Consider the following 15,013-nt stretch of genomic DNA (forward strand, 5'->3'; position numbering starts at 1 on the left):
CGGCGGTCACCATAGTGCTCACCCGCGACTGGGCAGTACGACCACGCCACCGCCGACTGCGGACTGTTCACCGTCCTGGTTCTGCGCTTCTTGCTCGATCTCCACCATGTGCTTGCCGTTCTCCACGAACTTGCGAGTGACCTTGCCTTTGATGAACACCATGTCTCCCTCGGGGTTGTGACGGCGGACCTTGCAATTGGCCTTGTGCAGGAAGCCCGTGTCGCCCATCCAGTTGGTAAGGTGATGCGTCATCCACGACGTGCGCTCCGGGCCGTAGTCGTAGGCGCCAGGTGCGCCCACTTCCAGTGCAAAGTCTTCTTCCCAGTGCACGCGCTCTGGGACGTCGGGAATGCCGAAACGGTTTTTGATGCCCACGCCAGGGTGCGCGTCGATCAGCTTCCAGGCGAGCTTATTGGCACGGATGTACAGACCGCCCCAGCCCTGCGCGTAGGCAACGAAACCGGTCACCGTCATAGGGCCCTTGAACATGGTGGGCAGCTCGTCACCCACATTGACGTCTTCCCAGTAGCGGGGGATGGCGCCGCGCACTTCTTCGTCGCGGTAGAGCTTGTAGGCTTCGCCCAGCTCTTCGTCGGTGTAGCGACGCACGCCGCGCTCACGCACTTCACGGTACTTGGTGCCGTTTTCTCGGGCGTGGTCGCGCTCGGTGCGAAAGCACCAACTGTCAGCCTCTGCCACCTTGTCGCCGTCCTGGTTGAAGAAGTCCACGTGGTAGATCTGCTGGATGGCGCGACCAGCAAAGCGTGTCTGGTGCTCGATCAGATCCTTGAGGTAGGACTCGGTGGAGATCACGTCGTTGCGCCGCACCTCCTTATGCCAGGTCCAGTCTGCGCCGGACCACATGGCGTGCACGCCGGGCAGGCCGCCCACATAGCCGGAGACGATGCGGCTGGTGGAGAAGAGAAAGCTGGGCAGCGCCACAATGCCCCCGTAGTGGCTCTTGGCCGCGTAGTCGGGGTCGCACCACAGCGGGTTGTCGTCGCCGATTCCGTGGGCGTAGTGGCGAATGTTGTCGCGCGTGGCCTCGTAGCACCACGGTTCGGCGGTCTGGCCAATCTTCACGCCGATGCGCTGACGGAGATCATCCAGGCCGCTGTCGGTGATCTTGGGGAAGGTTCGTTGAGTTTCGGTGGACATGCGTGTCTCCTTTTTTACGGGTGGTTGAACGGGGAAAGCGGGGTTAGAAAGAAGGGAGTGGTGTGTGGTCCAGATCAATGGACGGCGGCCAGGGTTGCAGCCTCACGCTCGCGCAGCACCTTGCGGTGCACCTTGCCTGCGGGTGTCTTGGGCAGCTCAGCCACAAAGGCTATGTGGCGCGGGTATTCGTGCTGGCTGAGCTTGGTCTTGACGAGGCTCTGTACTTCGTCGACGAAGGCATCGCTTTGTGCCCGGTCCGAGACCACGAAGGCCTTCACGACCTGACCGCGGATGGCGTCCGGCACACCGATGACGGCGGCTTCGAGAACGTCTTCGTGCATCAGGATCACGTTCTCTATCTCCACCGCGCTCATGGTCCAGCCGGCGGAGATGATCACGTCGTCGGCACGGCCACCGTGGTAAAAATAGCCATCTTCATCGGTGCGGCCCAGGTCCTTGGTAGGCACCCACTGGCCCCGGCGCAGTACCATCAACTGACCGGTGGCTCCGGGCGGACACACTTTGCCCTCGGTGTCGTGAACCTCGACCACCGTGCCAGGCACTGCCTTGCCCAGCGAACCTCGCTTGACGGGAAAGTCCGCTGCGCCTGGGTAGCTCACCAGCACAACGCCGATCTCTGTAGTGCCGTACATGCTGCACACAGGCAGGCCGAAGCGCTCCTGCACGAAGTCGGCAGTGTCGTCGTCGATAGGCTCGCCAGTGAAAGACAGCTTCTCGAAGTGATATGTGTAGTCGCCCGCCTTGCCGCAGTTCTTCATCATGCGGTAGTGGGTGGCGGCCGCCGACATATTGGTAAAGCGGTGTGCCGAGAGCGCCTGCAGCAACCGTTCGGGGTTGAAGCGGCCGCTGTAGCTGCCCACCGTGAGACCAAGCGCCAGCGGGGCCAGCGTGCCGTGCCACAGGCCGTGGCCCCAGGCGGGTGAGGAGGGGCACATGAAGCGGTCACCGGGACGCAGACCCGTGCCATAAAGAGCTGCCACCATCAGCGTAACCAAAGCCTTGTGCGTGTGCTTGACGGCTTCGGGTAGCTCACGTGTGGTACCGGAGGTGTACTGGAACACCGCCAAGTCGTCGGGTGCCGAGCGGGCCTCGTACCGAGAGGGCAGTACGGCAAGTTCCTGCCAGAGGCCGGGGCCGAAGACTTCGTACTCGGTTGTGCCAAGCCCCGCGGCAACGTCGCGCTTTTCTTCATTGGTCACCAGCAGGGCCGGCTGGCAATCGCCAACACGCAGGCGCACACCGTCAGGACCGAACAGGGTGAACAGCGGGACGGCAATTGCACCGCGTTTGATCACGCCGAACATAGCGGTGTAGAACTCGCGCGAGGGTTCCAGCATGATGGCAACGCGATCGCCCTTTTGCACACCCCTGTGCTCTAAGTAGTGCGCAAAGCGCGATGAGTCGCGTGACAAATCGTCGAATCTGATCTTCTCGTCGGTGCCGTCCGCGCGGCAGACGATCACCGCTTCGCGACCCTTTCCTGCATGGCGGTCCACGCATTCATGGGCAATGTTGAAGGCACTGTGATCTCCGTCGAAAAGATCCCACAGTCGCTCGGTGGCGAAGTGGCTCTGTGCATCGGCATAGCTCGTGTAATCGGTAAGGCGTTTCATGTCTGCATGGGCTCTGTGTGGTGGTGCATGCAGTCTCGATTTCCACGCTTTAATTGTCAAATGAGATATTTAGTTGTACATAGACAATGCAAATCGATTGTTGATCAATGCCTTTTTTTTCGTTATTCGGGTACGTGGGCGCACAGCGGGCATGAGGCATGAAATTGCCGGGTGCGCAGAGCAGTTAGCGCTTGTGATGACGGAGGAAATCCGGCTTCACTCCGGCAATGCCCGCCGCCCGAGTGCAGCGTGAATCCGAGCTGGGTTCGGTGCAACCCTGGCTTGTCGCTTTACGTCAAGGCAGTACCGAGTGCAATACAGAGTGGCGTTACGCGCTTGGCCTGGTTGCACGCATACCGAATGCGACCGGAACGCTGCAGTGTCAGAATTTGAAATTGATTGTCTATACGAAATTCAATTGCAATTTTTTGACATGCGGATGCGTGACTCGGGACAATGGAGCGTCATTCCCCTTCCTCTTACCCCGACCCGAGGCCATGATGCGTGAACTCAAAACATTCAATCAACTCCGCGCGCTAATGGTCCGCGAAGCCCAGCAGCACGAGCACCTTTGCGACCTGCACCCACGCCTGGTGGCCTTGCCAGAGCGCGACGCCACCGGGTGTAACTGGGCGGTGGAAGGCTGGGTCACGCCCCAGGGAGTGGAACGAGCACCGTGCACGCAACTGCAAGCGCTGGTGACGGCTTGCCAATCGCAATTCAATGCCGTGGGCAAATCCCCCGGCAATGCCACGGCGGTGCTGCTGCCCCTGGTGACTCGGGCTGCCGGCATACCCCGCGACGGCGTGCGCGGATCGGTCCGCCGACGGTAAGCAAATGGGCGCTCAGCGTGCAGGACATCATGGCGCAGTCGGCGCTGGTGGGCTGGTTTGCGCTGGTGCTGGGTGCGGCTTCATGGTGCGCTACGCCATGCGCCGGGCGGCGGCAACCAAGGCCCGCAACCAGTCGTGACGCCAGAACCACGGGTGCAGGTGCCCGCCCGCGCCACCGACGCCCCCTCGGCCCGCGCCATGTTCGAGGTGCTGCTGCAGCAGGCCCAGGCCCAGGGCCTGGCGCTGCGGGCACCCCCGCCCGAGCCCACCACCTGCTGCGGGCGCGGCTGCAACGGCTGCGTATGGGAGGGGTATCTGGATGCGGCCGAATATTGGCGGCAGGAAGCGTCGCTGCAGATTGATTCTGTCAGTCTCGATTGAAATAGGCCCGCAGCAATTGCTGCATGAGCGCTGGCAGCACTCATTTTTGAATGCTTGGCGATCCACGGCGGATGCCGATGGAAATGACCGGTTGTTCTGACGGCGCCTCGCCAGACCTCCGTTTCGACATGGAGGGTTTAGTAGCAGTCGCACCGTCAACAGAGGGGTATCTGGTCGGCTCCTGTCGGCCATCACCAGACCTTCGAGGTGCTACTCGTTCACGCGAACTGTGCCTTGAATGACGATCCCAGGTTCGGGAGAGGGGATGTAGACCGGCGGTGGAACGTGGACCCGAGCAGGAGCATATGAAGGGCGCGGTCCTTGCGTGTACCCCTTGCATTTGCGCTCTTCCTTGTATTCCCCGTTTCCTTCTATTTTTCTCTCGACCTTGCAGTTGCCGTCCCAGTATTCCTCTTTGTACTCACCGCGGCCATATTTACGCTTGCCATGCCCACGTTCGTCTTTATCAGGGTCGGCAAGCGCCACTAAAGGCGCAAAGAAAACTACCGCAATTAAGAGGGGAATGGACTTCATTTTCATCGTTAACTCCATCGCCTTCGAGGCCGTGTCAGGTTAGCAGCAGTGAACAGCGTGCGTAGCAAGAATGGGAGAGGCCACTTATGTCGGAGAATGCCGCACTCTGTTGCGTCCACGCATTTATAACGTCTCTACCGCCGTGTTCGATGACGCTGGTGCAAGTCAACGTCGCAAAAAGATCGCCTGGAAGCACATGAAAGCCCGCTTTGGGTCGCAACCAACACGTCATTGGTGGCAGCCACACCAAGCCATTGCCGCGCTGACGATCCTCAAAATGGAGGCTCAAAAGTGCGCCAACTTTTGGGGGTCAGCTCAGTGCGAGGACGTTCACCCGGAACCTGCCCTTCCCTGAATTCCCCGCAGTGCTCAGCCCAACCCCTGCGCCGCCATGTAGTGCTGGCGCCATTCTTCAAAGGGCAGCGCGTCGGCCGCCTCGATGGCCTTTTGTGCGGCCACCGATTCTTCGGCCATTGCGGTAAAGCGCGCGTGCTGGGCGTCGCTCCAGGGCAGGTCCAGCAGCGCATCGCGCGCCTGGGCCGACTGGTGGGTGCTGAAGCTGGTGAAGTTGTTGCCGTGCTCGCGTGCCATCTGCTCCAGCACGCGGGCCGAGGGCGTTTGCACCGGGTTGGCCAGGGTGGCGCGGGCGCTGGCCAGCGCGGCGCTGTAGTCGGTGCTGTGGTGCGAGGCATCCAGCGCGGCGGCCAGCGGCGCGCATTCTTGCAGCACCTGCGCGGCCCAGTCCACCAGCGGCACATTCTGGCCATTGCGCACCAGGCACAGGCCCGGTTCGCGCCCGCGCTCGGCCGTCAGGTGCTGGTTGCGCTTGAGTTCGGTGATCTCTTGCGGCGTGTCGGGCGGGCTATCGGACAGCAGGCAGTGCAGCAGGAACACATCGAGCAGCCGCATGGTCTCGGCGGTGATGCCCACGGGCACGAACGGGTCCAGGTCCATCAGGCGGACCTCGACATACTCGACCCCGCGCTCGCGCAGCGCGTGCAGCGGGCGCTCGCCGGGCTGGATCACGCGCTTGGGGCGGATGGTGCCGTAAAACTCGTTTTCTATCTGCAGGAGGCTGGTGCCCAGCTGGTTGTAGTCGCCACCCGGGTTGCGGATGCCCACGGCCTCGTAGGCGGGATAGGGTTGTGTAAGCGCCTCGTGCAACGAGTCGGCATAGCCATCGAGGCCGTTGTAGCTCACGGCCAGCGTGGCCTGCGCATCGCTCTGGTAGCCCAGGCGGCCCATGCGCAACGAGGTGGCGTGCGGCAGGTAAAGCGCCTGGTCGCCCAGGCGCTGCAGCGCGTGCGGGCGCCCTTGCGCAAAGCACGGGCACAGCGCGGGCGAGGCGCCAAACAGGTACAGCAGCACAAACGCGTGGCGCCGAAAATTGCGGATCAGGGCGAAATACTGCTCGCTCGTCACTCCCGGCATCGACCAGTTGTAGTGAATGCCGCAGATGGTCTGCATGCGCCGGCCGTAGCGGTGGCCCAGGCCCATGCGGTACACGCTTTTGGCGCGCCCGACGTTGGAGCTGCCGTAGCGCGCCAGCGGAATGGTCTCGTCGGTGGGCAGGCGGCACGGCATGCTTGACACCCACAGCATCTCGTCACCATGCTCGTGCAGCGTGCGCAGCGCAAACTGGTGGATCTCGGTGAGTTCATCCAGGCACTGCTGCACGCCCCGGTGCGCACCGGTGACGAGCTCGATCTGCGACTCGCTGTAGTCGGTGGTGATGTGCGGGTGCGTGAGCGCCGAGCCCAGCGCCGCCGGGTGCGGCGTAAGGGCCAGATCGCCCGTGGGCAGCACGCGCAGGCCTTCTTTTTCGATGCCACGGCGGATGCCAGCCAGGGCATCGGGGGGGCAGGCGGTGATTTTTTGCTGCAAGGTGCTCATATCTTTGTTACCGATCTACGGGGTCGGCCCGGAACTTAGCACGGAGCAGCACTGCCCGCCTGCGGCCCGGTCAAACCCTTGCCGCCAGCGCCTTGCCCACTTCGTTGGTGCCCTGGGCTGCGCCGCTTTGTGGTATTTGCTCGCCAGTGCGGTCGGTCACCTCGGCCAGGCGCACGGCCAGCTGCTCGGGCACATCGGCGCCCAGGCCCAGGTGAATGCCCTGCGTAAGCGTGATGTGCGCCGCCTCGAAGGTGCCCGCGCCCGCGCACAAAATGGTGCGCGTGGGTGCGCTCTCGTGCGCCAGCACCAGCATGGCGGGCACCACGGCCTCGGGTTTCAGGGCGGCCAGCACCTCCTCGGGCATCAGGCCCTCGGTCATGCGGGTGGCGGCCGTCGGGGCCAGGGCGTTCACATGGATATGGTGCTTGGCGCCTTCAATGGCCAGCGTCTGCATCAGGCCCACCTGCGCCAGTTTGGCCGCGCCGTAGTTGGCCTGGCCAAAATTGCCATACAGGCCGGTGGACGAGGTGGTCATGACAATGCGGCCGTATTCCTGCGCCACCATGTGCGGCCACACGGCCTTGCAGCAGTGGGCGGCGCCCATCAGGTGCACGTCCACCACCAGGCGGAAATCGGCTATGTCCATCTTGGCAAAGCTCTTGTCGCGCAGGATGCCGGCGTTGTTCACCAGAATGTCCACCCTGCCCCAGGCGTCGATGGCCTGTTGCACCATGGCTTCGACCGCCGCAAAGTCGGTGACCGAGGCGCCATTGGCCAGCGCCTCGCCACCGGCAGCGCGGATTTCATCGACCACCGCCTGCGCCGGGCTGACCGAGCCGCCCTCGCCGTGCACGCCGCTGCCCAGGTCATTGACCAGCACCTTGGCGCCGCGCGCCGCCAGTGCCAGCGCGTGCTGGCGGCCCAGGCCGCCACCGGCGCCCGTCACGATGGCCACGCGGCCGTTGAAATTGATCGCCATGCTGTTGCTCTCCTGTCGTCTGGGGGATAAAGAATCTGCGCAGGCTCTGCTACCGTGCACTCTGCGCCATTGCCCTGCACTTTAAGGCACGCCACGCCCGATTGCAGTAGCGGGTGCGACTGCCCAACGCTTTGAAGGATTTCCATGCAACCCGCAGCCCCAGGCCTTCCCGAAACTCCCCGCGCGGCCGCCACCGTGGTGCTGCTGCGCGACAGCACCGCTGGCCCCGAGGTGCTGCTGCTGCGCCGCAACGCCCAGGCATCCAACATGGCGGGGGTGTATGTGTTTCCCGGCGGCAAGCTCGATGCCGACGACGCCACCCTGGACGCTGACACCCACCTCGACCAGCCCCACGCCACCCTGCACGCAAACTTGAACGAACCCGACACCCACAGCGCCACCGCTGCCGGCCTGTATGTGGCCGCGCTGCGCGAAGCGCTGGAGGAATGCGGCCTGCTGCTGGCCGAGCCCCTGGGCGGCACCACGGCGGTGAATGCCACCCGCGCACGCGCCATGCTGCGCGAAGGCCAGCCGTTTGCGCAGGTGCTGGGCGCACTACAGCTGCGCCTGCAAACCCGCCAGCTCGCGCCCTGGTCGCGCTGGGTGACGCCGCTGGCACCCACCATGGGCACCCGCCGCTTTGACACGCGCTTTTTTGTCGCCCAGGCGCCCGCCGACCAGACCGCGCTGCACGACAACGAAGAAACCACCGACAGCGTGTGGCTGGCGCCGCGCGCGGCACTAGAGCAATACCGCGATGGCCGCATCGACCTGGCGCCGCCGCAAATCATGAGCCTGGCCCATCTGGCGCGCCACGCCAGCGTGGCCAGCGTGCTGGATGCCGCGCGCCGCCAGCCACCGCCCCTCATACTGCCCGAGCCGTTTGACCACGACGGCGTGCGCGTGCTCTGCTACCCCGGCGACGCCATGCACCCGGTGCGCGAGCGCGCCCTGCCCGGCCCCACGCGACTGCACTACCACGCGCGCCGCTTCACCCCCGAAGACGGGTTTGAGGCGCTGTTTCGCTGACCCGCGACAATTCATGGGCAGCACAGCGGTGGCATGGCCGTGCTGCACACCGGTGGTGGCCCTTGGCAATTGCTACTGAATTTATAGCTGTTTGCGCTTACACAGCAAGCGATACAGCCCGTTTTTACTATCAAAGGATTCCTATGAAAGCAACTTGGAACGGCGTGGTGGTTGCCGAGAGCGACGACACCGTGCTGATGGACGGCAACCACTACTTTCCCGAAAGTGCGCTCAAACGCGAGTTCGTTACCTTCAGCAACCACAAGACCATGTGCCCTCGCAAAGGCCAGGCCACCTATCTGTCGCTGCTGGTCCAGGGCGAGCTCAACCCCGATGCCGCCTGGACCTATGCCGACCCCAAGCCTGAGGCCGAAGAGATCCGTGGCCGCATTGCGTTCTGGAAAGGCGTCAAGGTTGCCGCCTGACGCACCCTGACGGCGCATGGAAGCCGCACCCAGACCCCTCGGGTTATCCCTGCCCGCACTGGACAATCATGTGGATAACTTTTGACAAGCCCTGTATGGCAACGCCAAGTGCTTGATTTGTAAAGGAATCCCCTGCACCGCCTGTTTTTTAGGCAGCACAGGCCCCAGGGGCACCGGCTTATCCCAGCCCACACGGGACAATGCTGTGGATAACTTTTGACAAGCCCTGTATGGCCGCGCCAAGTCCTTGATTGGTAAAGGAATCCGTCGCATTGCCTACTTTTTAAGCATGCGCCCGGTGAAAAGCAGTTTGCGTAAAGCACTCATTTTTTAATAGCTATTAGCGCTTTACCCATAAGCGCCAGAGCCACTTTTTATTCAAAAATGTCCTCCGAAGCCCGTGCACACAGCCCTGCCGCCGCGCGCAACAGTGGCCCCATCCTGGAAGTGCTGCAGACCTTGCTGCCCCAGCAGGGCGCCGCGCTGGAGATTGCCAGCGGCACGGGCCAGCATGCGGCCTGCTTTGCGGCGGCCTTGCCCGGCTGGACCTGGCAGCCCACGGATGCCGAGCCCCATGGTTTCGCCTCGATCGCCGCCTGGAGCGCCGACGCCGGCGCCAGCAACGTACACGCACCGGTGCTGCTGAACGTGCTGTCCGACCGCTGGCCCAGCACGGGCCTTGCGTTCGCTGCACCCCTTGACCTCATCTACTGCGCCAACATGCTGCACATTGCGCCCTGGGCGTGCTGCGCCGGCCTGATGCAGGGCGCCGCAAGGCACCTCGCGCCCACGGGGCACCTGGTGACCTACGGCCCCTACCTCGAAATCAATGTGCCCACATCCCCCGGCAACCTGGCGTTTGATGCCAGCCTGCGCGCACAGAACCCCGCCTGGGGCATTCGTGCACTCAGCGATGTGGCGCGCGAAGCGCAGCACGCCGGCCTGCGCCTGGCTGCGCGCCACGCGCTGCCCGCCAACAACCTGCTGCTGGTGTGGCAACACGCCGCCCCCAGCGCCCCACCCACCCTGAAACCATGAGCGACTCTTCCCTTTCCCCCATGACAGCGCCCTTTTTCATTGCCCGCGTTGCCCCCGACGGTGCGCAATGCGATGCCTGGCCCGACCAGCCACTGCTGGTTTCGCTGGAGCAAGGCGGCATTGACTGGCCCAGCTCGTGCCGCAACGGCACCTGCCGCACCTGCCTGGGGCAGCTGCGCCAGGGCAGCGTGCGCTACGAGATCGAGTGGCCGGGCCTGTCCACCGAAGAAATGGCCGAGGGCTGCGTGCTGCCGTGCGTGGCCTATCCCGTGAGCGATGTCGAACTGCAAGCCTGAACCCCGTGGCACGGCGCATTGCGGCGGCAAGGCTGCACGGTATCGCCCTGAACTTGCCGGAGGCGACGGCAGGGCACCCCGGTCTGAACTAAAATCATGGGCTTTGGAGCTCTGCGCACCGCGCTGATCTCTGCACCGTGCGGCCGCGCCGCATCGCATGTTCTTTGGGGCGGGCCTTTCGGGCCTGCACAGCCGTCTGGCCTCTCGGGAACCTGCGCTGCAGCCCGACCGCTCACTGCGGCCCCCAACGAAAGCCCTCCCATGAACACCCCCCTCACCCCCGCGCCCATCTCGCCGGTGCAAGAAATCGTGGCCGAGATGCGCGCCGGGCGCATGGTCATCCTGGTGGATGAAGAAGACCGCGAAAACGAAGGCGACCTGGTTCTGGCCGCCGACCATGTCACGCCCGAGGCCATCAACTTCATGGCGCGCTTTGGCCGGGGCCTGATCTGCCTGACGCTCACGCGCGAGCGCTGCGAGTTCCTGAAGCTCCCGCCCATGGCCACGCGCAACGGCACCGCCTACAGCACGGCGTTTACCGTGTCGATCGAAGCCGCCGAGGGCGTGACCACCGGCATCTCGGCCGGCGACCGTGCGCGCACCGTGCAGGTGGCCGTGTCCAGGAGCAGCCAGGCCAGCGACCTGGTGCAGCCCGGCCACATCTTCCCGCTGCAAGCGGTGGACGGCGGCGTGCTCATGCGCGCAGGCCACACCGAGGCCGGTTGCGACCTGTCGGCCATGGCGGGCTGCAGCCCCGCCGCCGTGATCTGCGAGATCATGAAAGACGACGGCACCATGGCGCGCCTGCCCGACCTGCAGGTGTTTGCGGCCGAGCACGGCATCAAGATCGGCACCATCGCCGACCTGATCGAACACCGCAGCCGCACCGAGTCGCTGGTCGAAAAGGTGGGCACGCGCACGCTGCAAACGGCCTACGGCGAGTTCACCGCCCACGCGTACCGCGACAAACCCAGCGGCGCGGTGCACCTGGCACTGGTCAAGGGCCAGTGGGGCGCGGACGAAGTGGTGCCCGTGCGCGTGCATGAGCCGCTGTCGGTGCTGGATGCGCTCGAAGTCAACCGCTCCATGCACTCGTGGGGGCTGGACACCAGCCTGCACTATCTGGATGCGCAGGGCAAGGGCGTGGCCGTGCTGCTCAACTGCGGCGAAAGCGCCGCGCAGCTGCTGGCCCAGTTTGAAGGCACCGCCCGCGCGGCCCAGGCGCCCGAGCGCGGCCGCATGGACCTGCGCACCTACGGCGTGGGCGCGCAGATTTTGCGCGAATGCGGCGTGCAAAAGATGCAGCTCATGGGCCAGCCACGGCGCATGCCCAGCATGGCCGGTTATGGCCTCGAAATCACCGGCTACATCCCCAAGGAATAAACCATGTTGAACGCAGACAAAGGAGCCGCAAGCGGGCTCGACGGCAGCAAGCTGCACATCGGCATCGTGCAGGCGCGCTTCAACGAAGGCATCACCAACGCACTGGCCAAGGCCTGCCGCGAAGAACTGCAGGCCCTGGGCGTGCCAGACGATCACATCCAGCATGTGCTGGTACCGGGTGCCCTGGAGGTGCCCGTGGCGCTGCAGGCCATGGCCGAAAGCGATGAATTTGACGCTCTGATCGCGCTGGGCTGCATCATCCGCGGCGAAACCTACCATTTCGAACTGGTGGCCAACGAATCGGGCGCTGGCGTGACCCGGCTGGCGCTCGACTACCAGCTGCCCATTGCCAACGCCATCATCACCACCGAAAACCTGGAACAAGCCATTGCCCGCCAGACCGACAAGGGCCGCGACGCCGCCCGCGTGGCCGTGGAAATGGCGAACCTGCTGGAAGAACTGTCATGACCGATCCCACCACGCCCGCTGCGCCCCCTTCTGCATCCCCCGCTGCACGCCCACCCAAGCAGGCGCGCACAGGCGTCAAGAGCAACGGCGTGCGCAAGGCGGCGTCCAAGTCCAACCGCAGCCGCGCCCGCGAGTTTGTGCTGCAGGCGCTTTACCAGTACATCGTGGGGCGCAACGAAGCCACGGCCATTGATTCGTTCACGCGCGATCTGGCCGGTTTTCACAAGGCGGATGCCGCGCACTACAACGCCGTGCTGCACGGCTGCATCAACACGGCAGCCGAGCTCGACGCCTTGATCACGCCGCTGCTCGACCGCAAGATGGCCGAGATCTCGCCCATCGAGCACGCCACCATGTGGATCGGCGTGTACGAGTTTCAGCATTGCCTGGATGTGCCCTGGCGCGTGGTGCTCAACGAGTGCATCGAGCTGGCCAAGGAATTTGGCGGCACCGACGGCCACAAATATGTAAATGCCGTGCTCAACGGCCTGGCGCCCCGCCTGCGCACGGCCGAAGTGGCCGCCGACAAGGGCGCAGCGCCTGCCACCGCCCCCGCCAGCACCGACGCTGGCGCCTGAACCGGCCCCGGGCCGCACTGCGGCCCGCTTTTTCCCGCCACCCCCGCGCATCGCGGGCAGGATCCCTCCCCATGAAGTTTTCCAGGCGCGCCGAGCGCATTGAACCGTTTTATGTGATGGAAGTGGCCAAGGCCGCCCAGGCCATGGCCCGCGAGGTGGCCGGCAGCAGCCAGCCCATGATTTTTCTGAACATTGGCGAGCCCGATTTCACGGCGCCCCCGCTGGTGCAGGAAGCCGCCGCACGCGCTGTGCACGACGGCGCCACGCAATACACCCAGTCGCTGGGCTACGAGCCCCTGCGCGAGCGCATCAGCGGCTGGTACCAGCAGCGCTTTGGCGTGAACGTGCCCGCGCGCCGCATCGTGGTGACGGCGGGCGCCTCGGCAGCGCTGCACCTGGCCTGCCTGGCATTGATCGAGGCCGGCGACGAAGTGCTGATGCCCGACCCAAGCTACCCCTGCAACCGGCATTTTGTGAGCGCCGCCGAAGGCAACGCCATACTGATCCCCACCACCGCCGCCGAGCGCTACCAGCTCAGCGCCGAGAAGGTGCAGGCCGCCTGGAACAGCAAGACACGGGGTGTGTTGCTGGCCTCGCCCTCCAACCCCACGGGCACCTCCATTGCGCAGGGCGAGCTGCGCCGCATCCACGGCGTGGTGCAGGACCGGGGCGGCGTGACGATGATCGACGAGATCTACCTCGGCCTTTCGTACGACGATGCCTTCGGCCAGACGGCCTTGGCCATTGACGATAACGTCATCAGCATCAACAGCTTCAGCAAATATTTCAACATGACGGGCTGGCGCCTGGGGTGGATGGTGGTGCCCGATGCCATGGTGCCCGTGGTCGAGCGCCTGGCGCAAAACCTGTTCATCTGCGCCAGCACCGTGTCGCAAATGGCAGCCATGGCCTGTTTTGAGACCGAGAGCATTGCCGAATACGAACGCCGGCGCGCCGAGTTCAAGGCCCGGCGCGACTACTTCATCCCTGAACTGCAGGCACTGGGCCTTGCCGTGCCCGTGATGCCCGACGGCGCTTTTTATGCCTGGGCCGACTGCACAGCCGCGTGCGAAAAACTCGGCGTGCAGGGAAGCTGGGACTTTGCCTACGAGGTGATGCGCCGCGCCCATTTGGCGGTGACGCCAGGGCGCGACTTCGGCACCTTTGATCCGCAGCGATTCGTGCGCTTCTCGACGGCCAACTCCATGGCGCAGTTGCAGGAATCGGTGGCACGCCTGCGCGGGCTGCTGGGCTGAAAGAACCATGCCCTTCGAATTTCCCGTTCGCATTTATTGGGAGGACACCGATGCCGGCGGCATCGTGTTCTATGCCAACTACCTCAAGTTCTTTGAGCGCGCCCGCACCGAGTGGCTGCGCTCGCTGGGCATTGGCCAGCAACAGCTGCGGGAACAAACGGGCGGGATCTTCGTCGTAACCGATGCACGCTTGCGCTACCTGCGCCCGGCACGCCTGGACGATGAACTCATTGTTACCGCCCAATTGCAGGAAACCGGCCGCGCATCCTTGACAATCGTGCAGCAGGCGCTATTGAATAATGAGCAAGCACCCAATCAGCCGCGCGCTTTGCTGAGCGAAGGCACCATCCGTATCGGCTGGGTGGATGCCGCCAGCATGCGCCCCGCAAGAATCCCGAGCACCCTTCTGGAACAACTTTCATGAATTCCCAAGATATGTCCATCCTCTCCCTGGTGCTGCAAGCCAGCTGGGTGGTGCAACTCGTCATGCTGCTGCTGCTGATCGTCTCCGTCTCCAGCTGGGCCGCCATCTTTCGCAAGCTGTTTGCCTTGAAACGCGTCAAGGCGCTCAATGAGGATTTCGAGCGCGATTTCTGGTCGGGCACCAGCCTCAACGACCTGTACGCCAGCGCCGCACAAAACGCCAAGAACGCCGGCCCCATGGAACGCATCTTTGCCAGCGGCATGCGCGAATACCAGAAACTGCGCGAGCGCCGCATCACCGACCCCGGCACGCTGCTCGACGGCGCCCGCCGCGCCATGCGTGCCAGCTTTCAGCGCGAGATGGATGTGGTCGAATCGAGTCTGTCATTCTTGGGCTCGGTGGCCTCGGTGAGCCCCTATGTGGGCCTTTTTGGCACGGTGTGGGGCATCATGCACGCCTTCACGGGCTTTGCCGGCATGGAGCAGGTCACGCTGGCCACCGTGGCACCCGGCATTGCCGAGGCGCTGGTGGCCACCGCCCTGGGCCTGTTTGCCGCCATTCCGGCCGTGATTGCCTACAACCGTTTTGCGCGCGACATCGACCGCGTGGCCAACCACCAGGAGACCTTCATCGAAGAGTTCTCCAACATCCTGCAGCGCAACCTGGGTACCCACCCCGGCTCGCCGTCAGGCCACTGAAGCGGG

The 15,013-nt window shown here is 64.3% G+C and carries 17 protein-coding genes; 12 read left to right on the plus strand and 5 right to left on the minus strand.

The features are described from left to right. Positions 1-18: 18 nt before the first annotated feature. Together K226_RS0116230 and K226_RS0116235 are read right to left on the minus strand one after the other, a co-directional pair. On the minus strand, positions 19-1,158 hold the full coding sequence (locus K226_RS0116230; RefSeq protein WP_024815780.1) for a MaoC family dehydratase N-terminal domain-containing protein: 1,140 nt from the start codon (positions 1,156-1,158) through the stop codon (positions 19-21). A gap of 74 nt (positions 1,159-1,232) precedes the next feature. Continuing rightward, entirely contained in the window at positions 1,233-2,792 is a 1,560-nt protein-coding gene (locus K226_RS0116235) for an acyl-CoA synthetase (RefSeq protein ID WP_024815781.1), read from the minus strand. Between the two features lie 539 nt (positions 2,793-3,331). On the opposite strand from K226_RS0116235, the gene K226_RS0116240 reads away from it, so the two are divergent. Both K226_RS0116240 and K226_RS19155 read left to right on the plus strand, forming a co-directional pair. Further along, the gene (locus K226_RS0116240; RefSeq protein WP_024815782.1) at positions 3,332-3,625 is read left to right on the plus strand and encodes a hypothetical protein; all 294 of its coding nucleotides are present in this window, start codon (positions 3,332-3,334) and stop codon (positions 3,623-3,625) included. A 198-nt stretch (positions 3,626-3,823) separates the two neighbouring features. Next, complete coding sequence (locus K226_RS19155; protein WP_051463571.1) at positions 3,824-4,006, plus strand: oxidoreductase-like domain-containing protein; 183 nt, start codon at positions 3,824-3,826, stop codon at positions 4,004-4,006. Between the two features lie 210 nt (positions 4,007-4,216). Here the strand turns inward: K226_RS19155 and K226_RS19675 are convergent, their stop codons facing one another. From K226_RS19675 to K226_RS0116255, 3 genes are all read right to left on the minus strand, one after another. Next, positions 4,217-4,546, minus strand: coding sequence for a hypothetical protein (locus K226_RS19675; RefSeq protein ID WP_238324283.1), 330 nt, complete (start codon positions 4,544-4,546; stop codon positions 4,217-4,219). A 363-nt stretch (positions 4,547-4,909) separates the two neighbouring features. Further along, complete coding sequence (gene gshA / locus K226_RS0116250) at positions 4,910-6,433, minus strand: glutamate--cysteine ligase (protein WP_024815784.1); 1,524 nt, start codon at positions 6,431-6,433, stop codon at positions 4,910-4,912. Positions 6,434-6,503: 70 nt separating this feature from the next. After that, positions 6,504-7,412 carry an SDR family NAD(P)-dependent oxidoreductase gene (locus K226_RS0116255; RefSeq protein WP_024815785.1) on the minus strand — a complete coding sequence of 303 codons (909 nt, stop codon included), beginning with the start codon at positions 7,410-7,412 and terminating at the stop codon, positions 6,504-6,506. A gap of 144 nt (positions 7,413-7,556) precedes the next feature. Between K226_RS0116255 and K226_RS0116260 the strand changes: the two genes are divergently transcribed. From K226_RS0116260 to tolQ, 10 genes are all read left to right on the plus strand, one after another. Next, positions 7,557-8,441, plus strand: a complete 885-nt coding sequence (locus K226_RS0116260; protein WP_024815786.1) for an NUDIX hydrolase — start codon at positions 7,557-7,559, stop codon at positions 8,439-8,441. 143 nt (positions 8,442-8,584) lie between these two features. Continuing rightward, positions 8,585-8,866 (plus strand): DUF427 domain-containing protein, encoded by a 282-nt coding sequence (locus tag K226_RS0116265; protein ID WP_024815787.1) that lies wholly within the window; start codon positions 8,585-8,587, stop codon positions 8,864-8,866. Between the two features lie 384 nt (positions 8,867-9,250). Next, a complete protein-coding gene (locus K226_RS0116270) occupies positions 9,251-9,904 on the plus strand; it encodes a DUF938 domain-containing protein (protein ID WP_024815788.1) in 654 nt (217 codons plus the stop codon). Then, complete coding sequence (locus K226_RS0116275) at positions 9,901-10,200, plus strand: 2Fe-2S iron-sulfur cluster-binding protein (RefSeq protein ID WP_024815789.1); 300 nt, start codon at positions 9,901-9,903, stop codon at positions 10,198-10,200. The genes K226_RS0116270 and K226_RS0116275 overlap by 4 nt, the downstream gene beginning before the upstream one ends. A 261-nt stretch (positions 10,201-10,461) precedes the next feature. Beyond that, the gene (gene ribBA, locus K226_RS0116280; RefSeq protein ID WP_024815790.1) at positions 10,462-11,583 is read left to right on the plus strand and encodes a bifunctional 3,4-dihydroxy-2-butanone-4-phosphate synthase/GTP cyclohydrolase II; all 1,122 of its coding nucleotides are present in this window, start codon (positions 10,462-10,464) and stop codon (positions 11,581-11,583) included. A gap of 3 nt (positions 11,584-11,586) precedes the next feature. After that, complete coding sequence (gene ribH / locus K226_RS0116285) at positions 11,587-12,051, plus strand: 6,7-dimethyl-8-ribityllumazine synthase (RefSeq protein ID WP_024815791.1); 465 nt, start codon at positions 11,587-11,589, stop codon at positions 12,049-12,051. After that, positions 12,048-12,629 (plus strand): transcription antitermination factor NusB, encoded by a 582-nt coding sequence (gene nusB, locus K226_RS0116290; protein ID WP_024815792.1) that lies wholly within the window; start codon positions 12,048-12,050, stop codon positions 12,627-12,629. The genes ribH and nusB overlap by 4 nt, the downstream gene beginning before the upstream one ends. Positions 12,630-12,700: 71 nt before the next feature. After that, positions 12,701-13,885 (plus strand): pyridoxal phosphate-dependent aminotransferase, encoded by a 1,185-nt coding sequence (locus tag K226_RS0116295; RefSeq protein ID WP_024815793.1) that lies wholly within the window; start codon positions 12,701-12,703, stop codon positions 13,883-13,885. A 7-nt stretch (positions 13,886-13,892) separates the two neighbouring features. After that, positions 13,893-14,309: a tol-pal system-associated acyl-CoA thioesterase gene (ybgC, locus tag K226_RS0116300; RefSeq protein ID WP_024815794.1), complete on the plus strand. Its 417-nt coding sequence runs from the start codon at positions 13,893-13,895 to the stop codon at positions 14,307-14,309. Further along, entirely contained in the window at positions 14,306-15,007 is a 702-nt protein-coding gene (gene tolQ, locus K226_RS0116305; protein WP_024815795.1) for a protein TolQ, read from the plus strand. The genes ybgC and tolQ overlap by 4 nt, the downstream gene beginning before the upstream one ends. Positions 15,008-15,013: the final 6 nt, after the last annotated feature.

Source organism: Acidovorax sp. JHL-3 (assembly GCF_000526295.1).
Classification (GTDB): Bacteria; Pseudomonadota; Gammaproteobacteria; order Burkholderiales; family Burkholderiaceae_C; genus Acidovorax; species Acidovorax defluvii.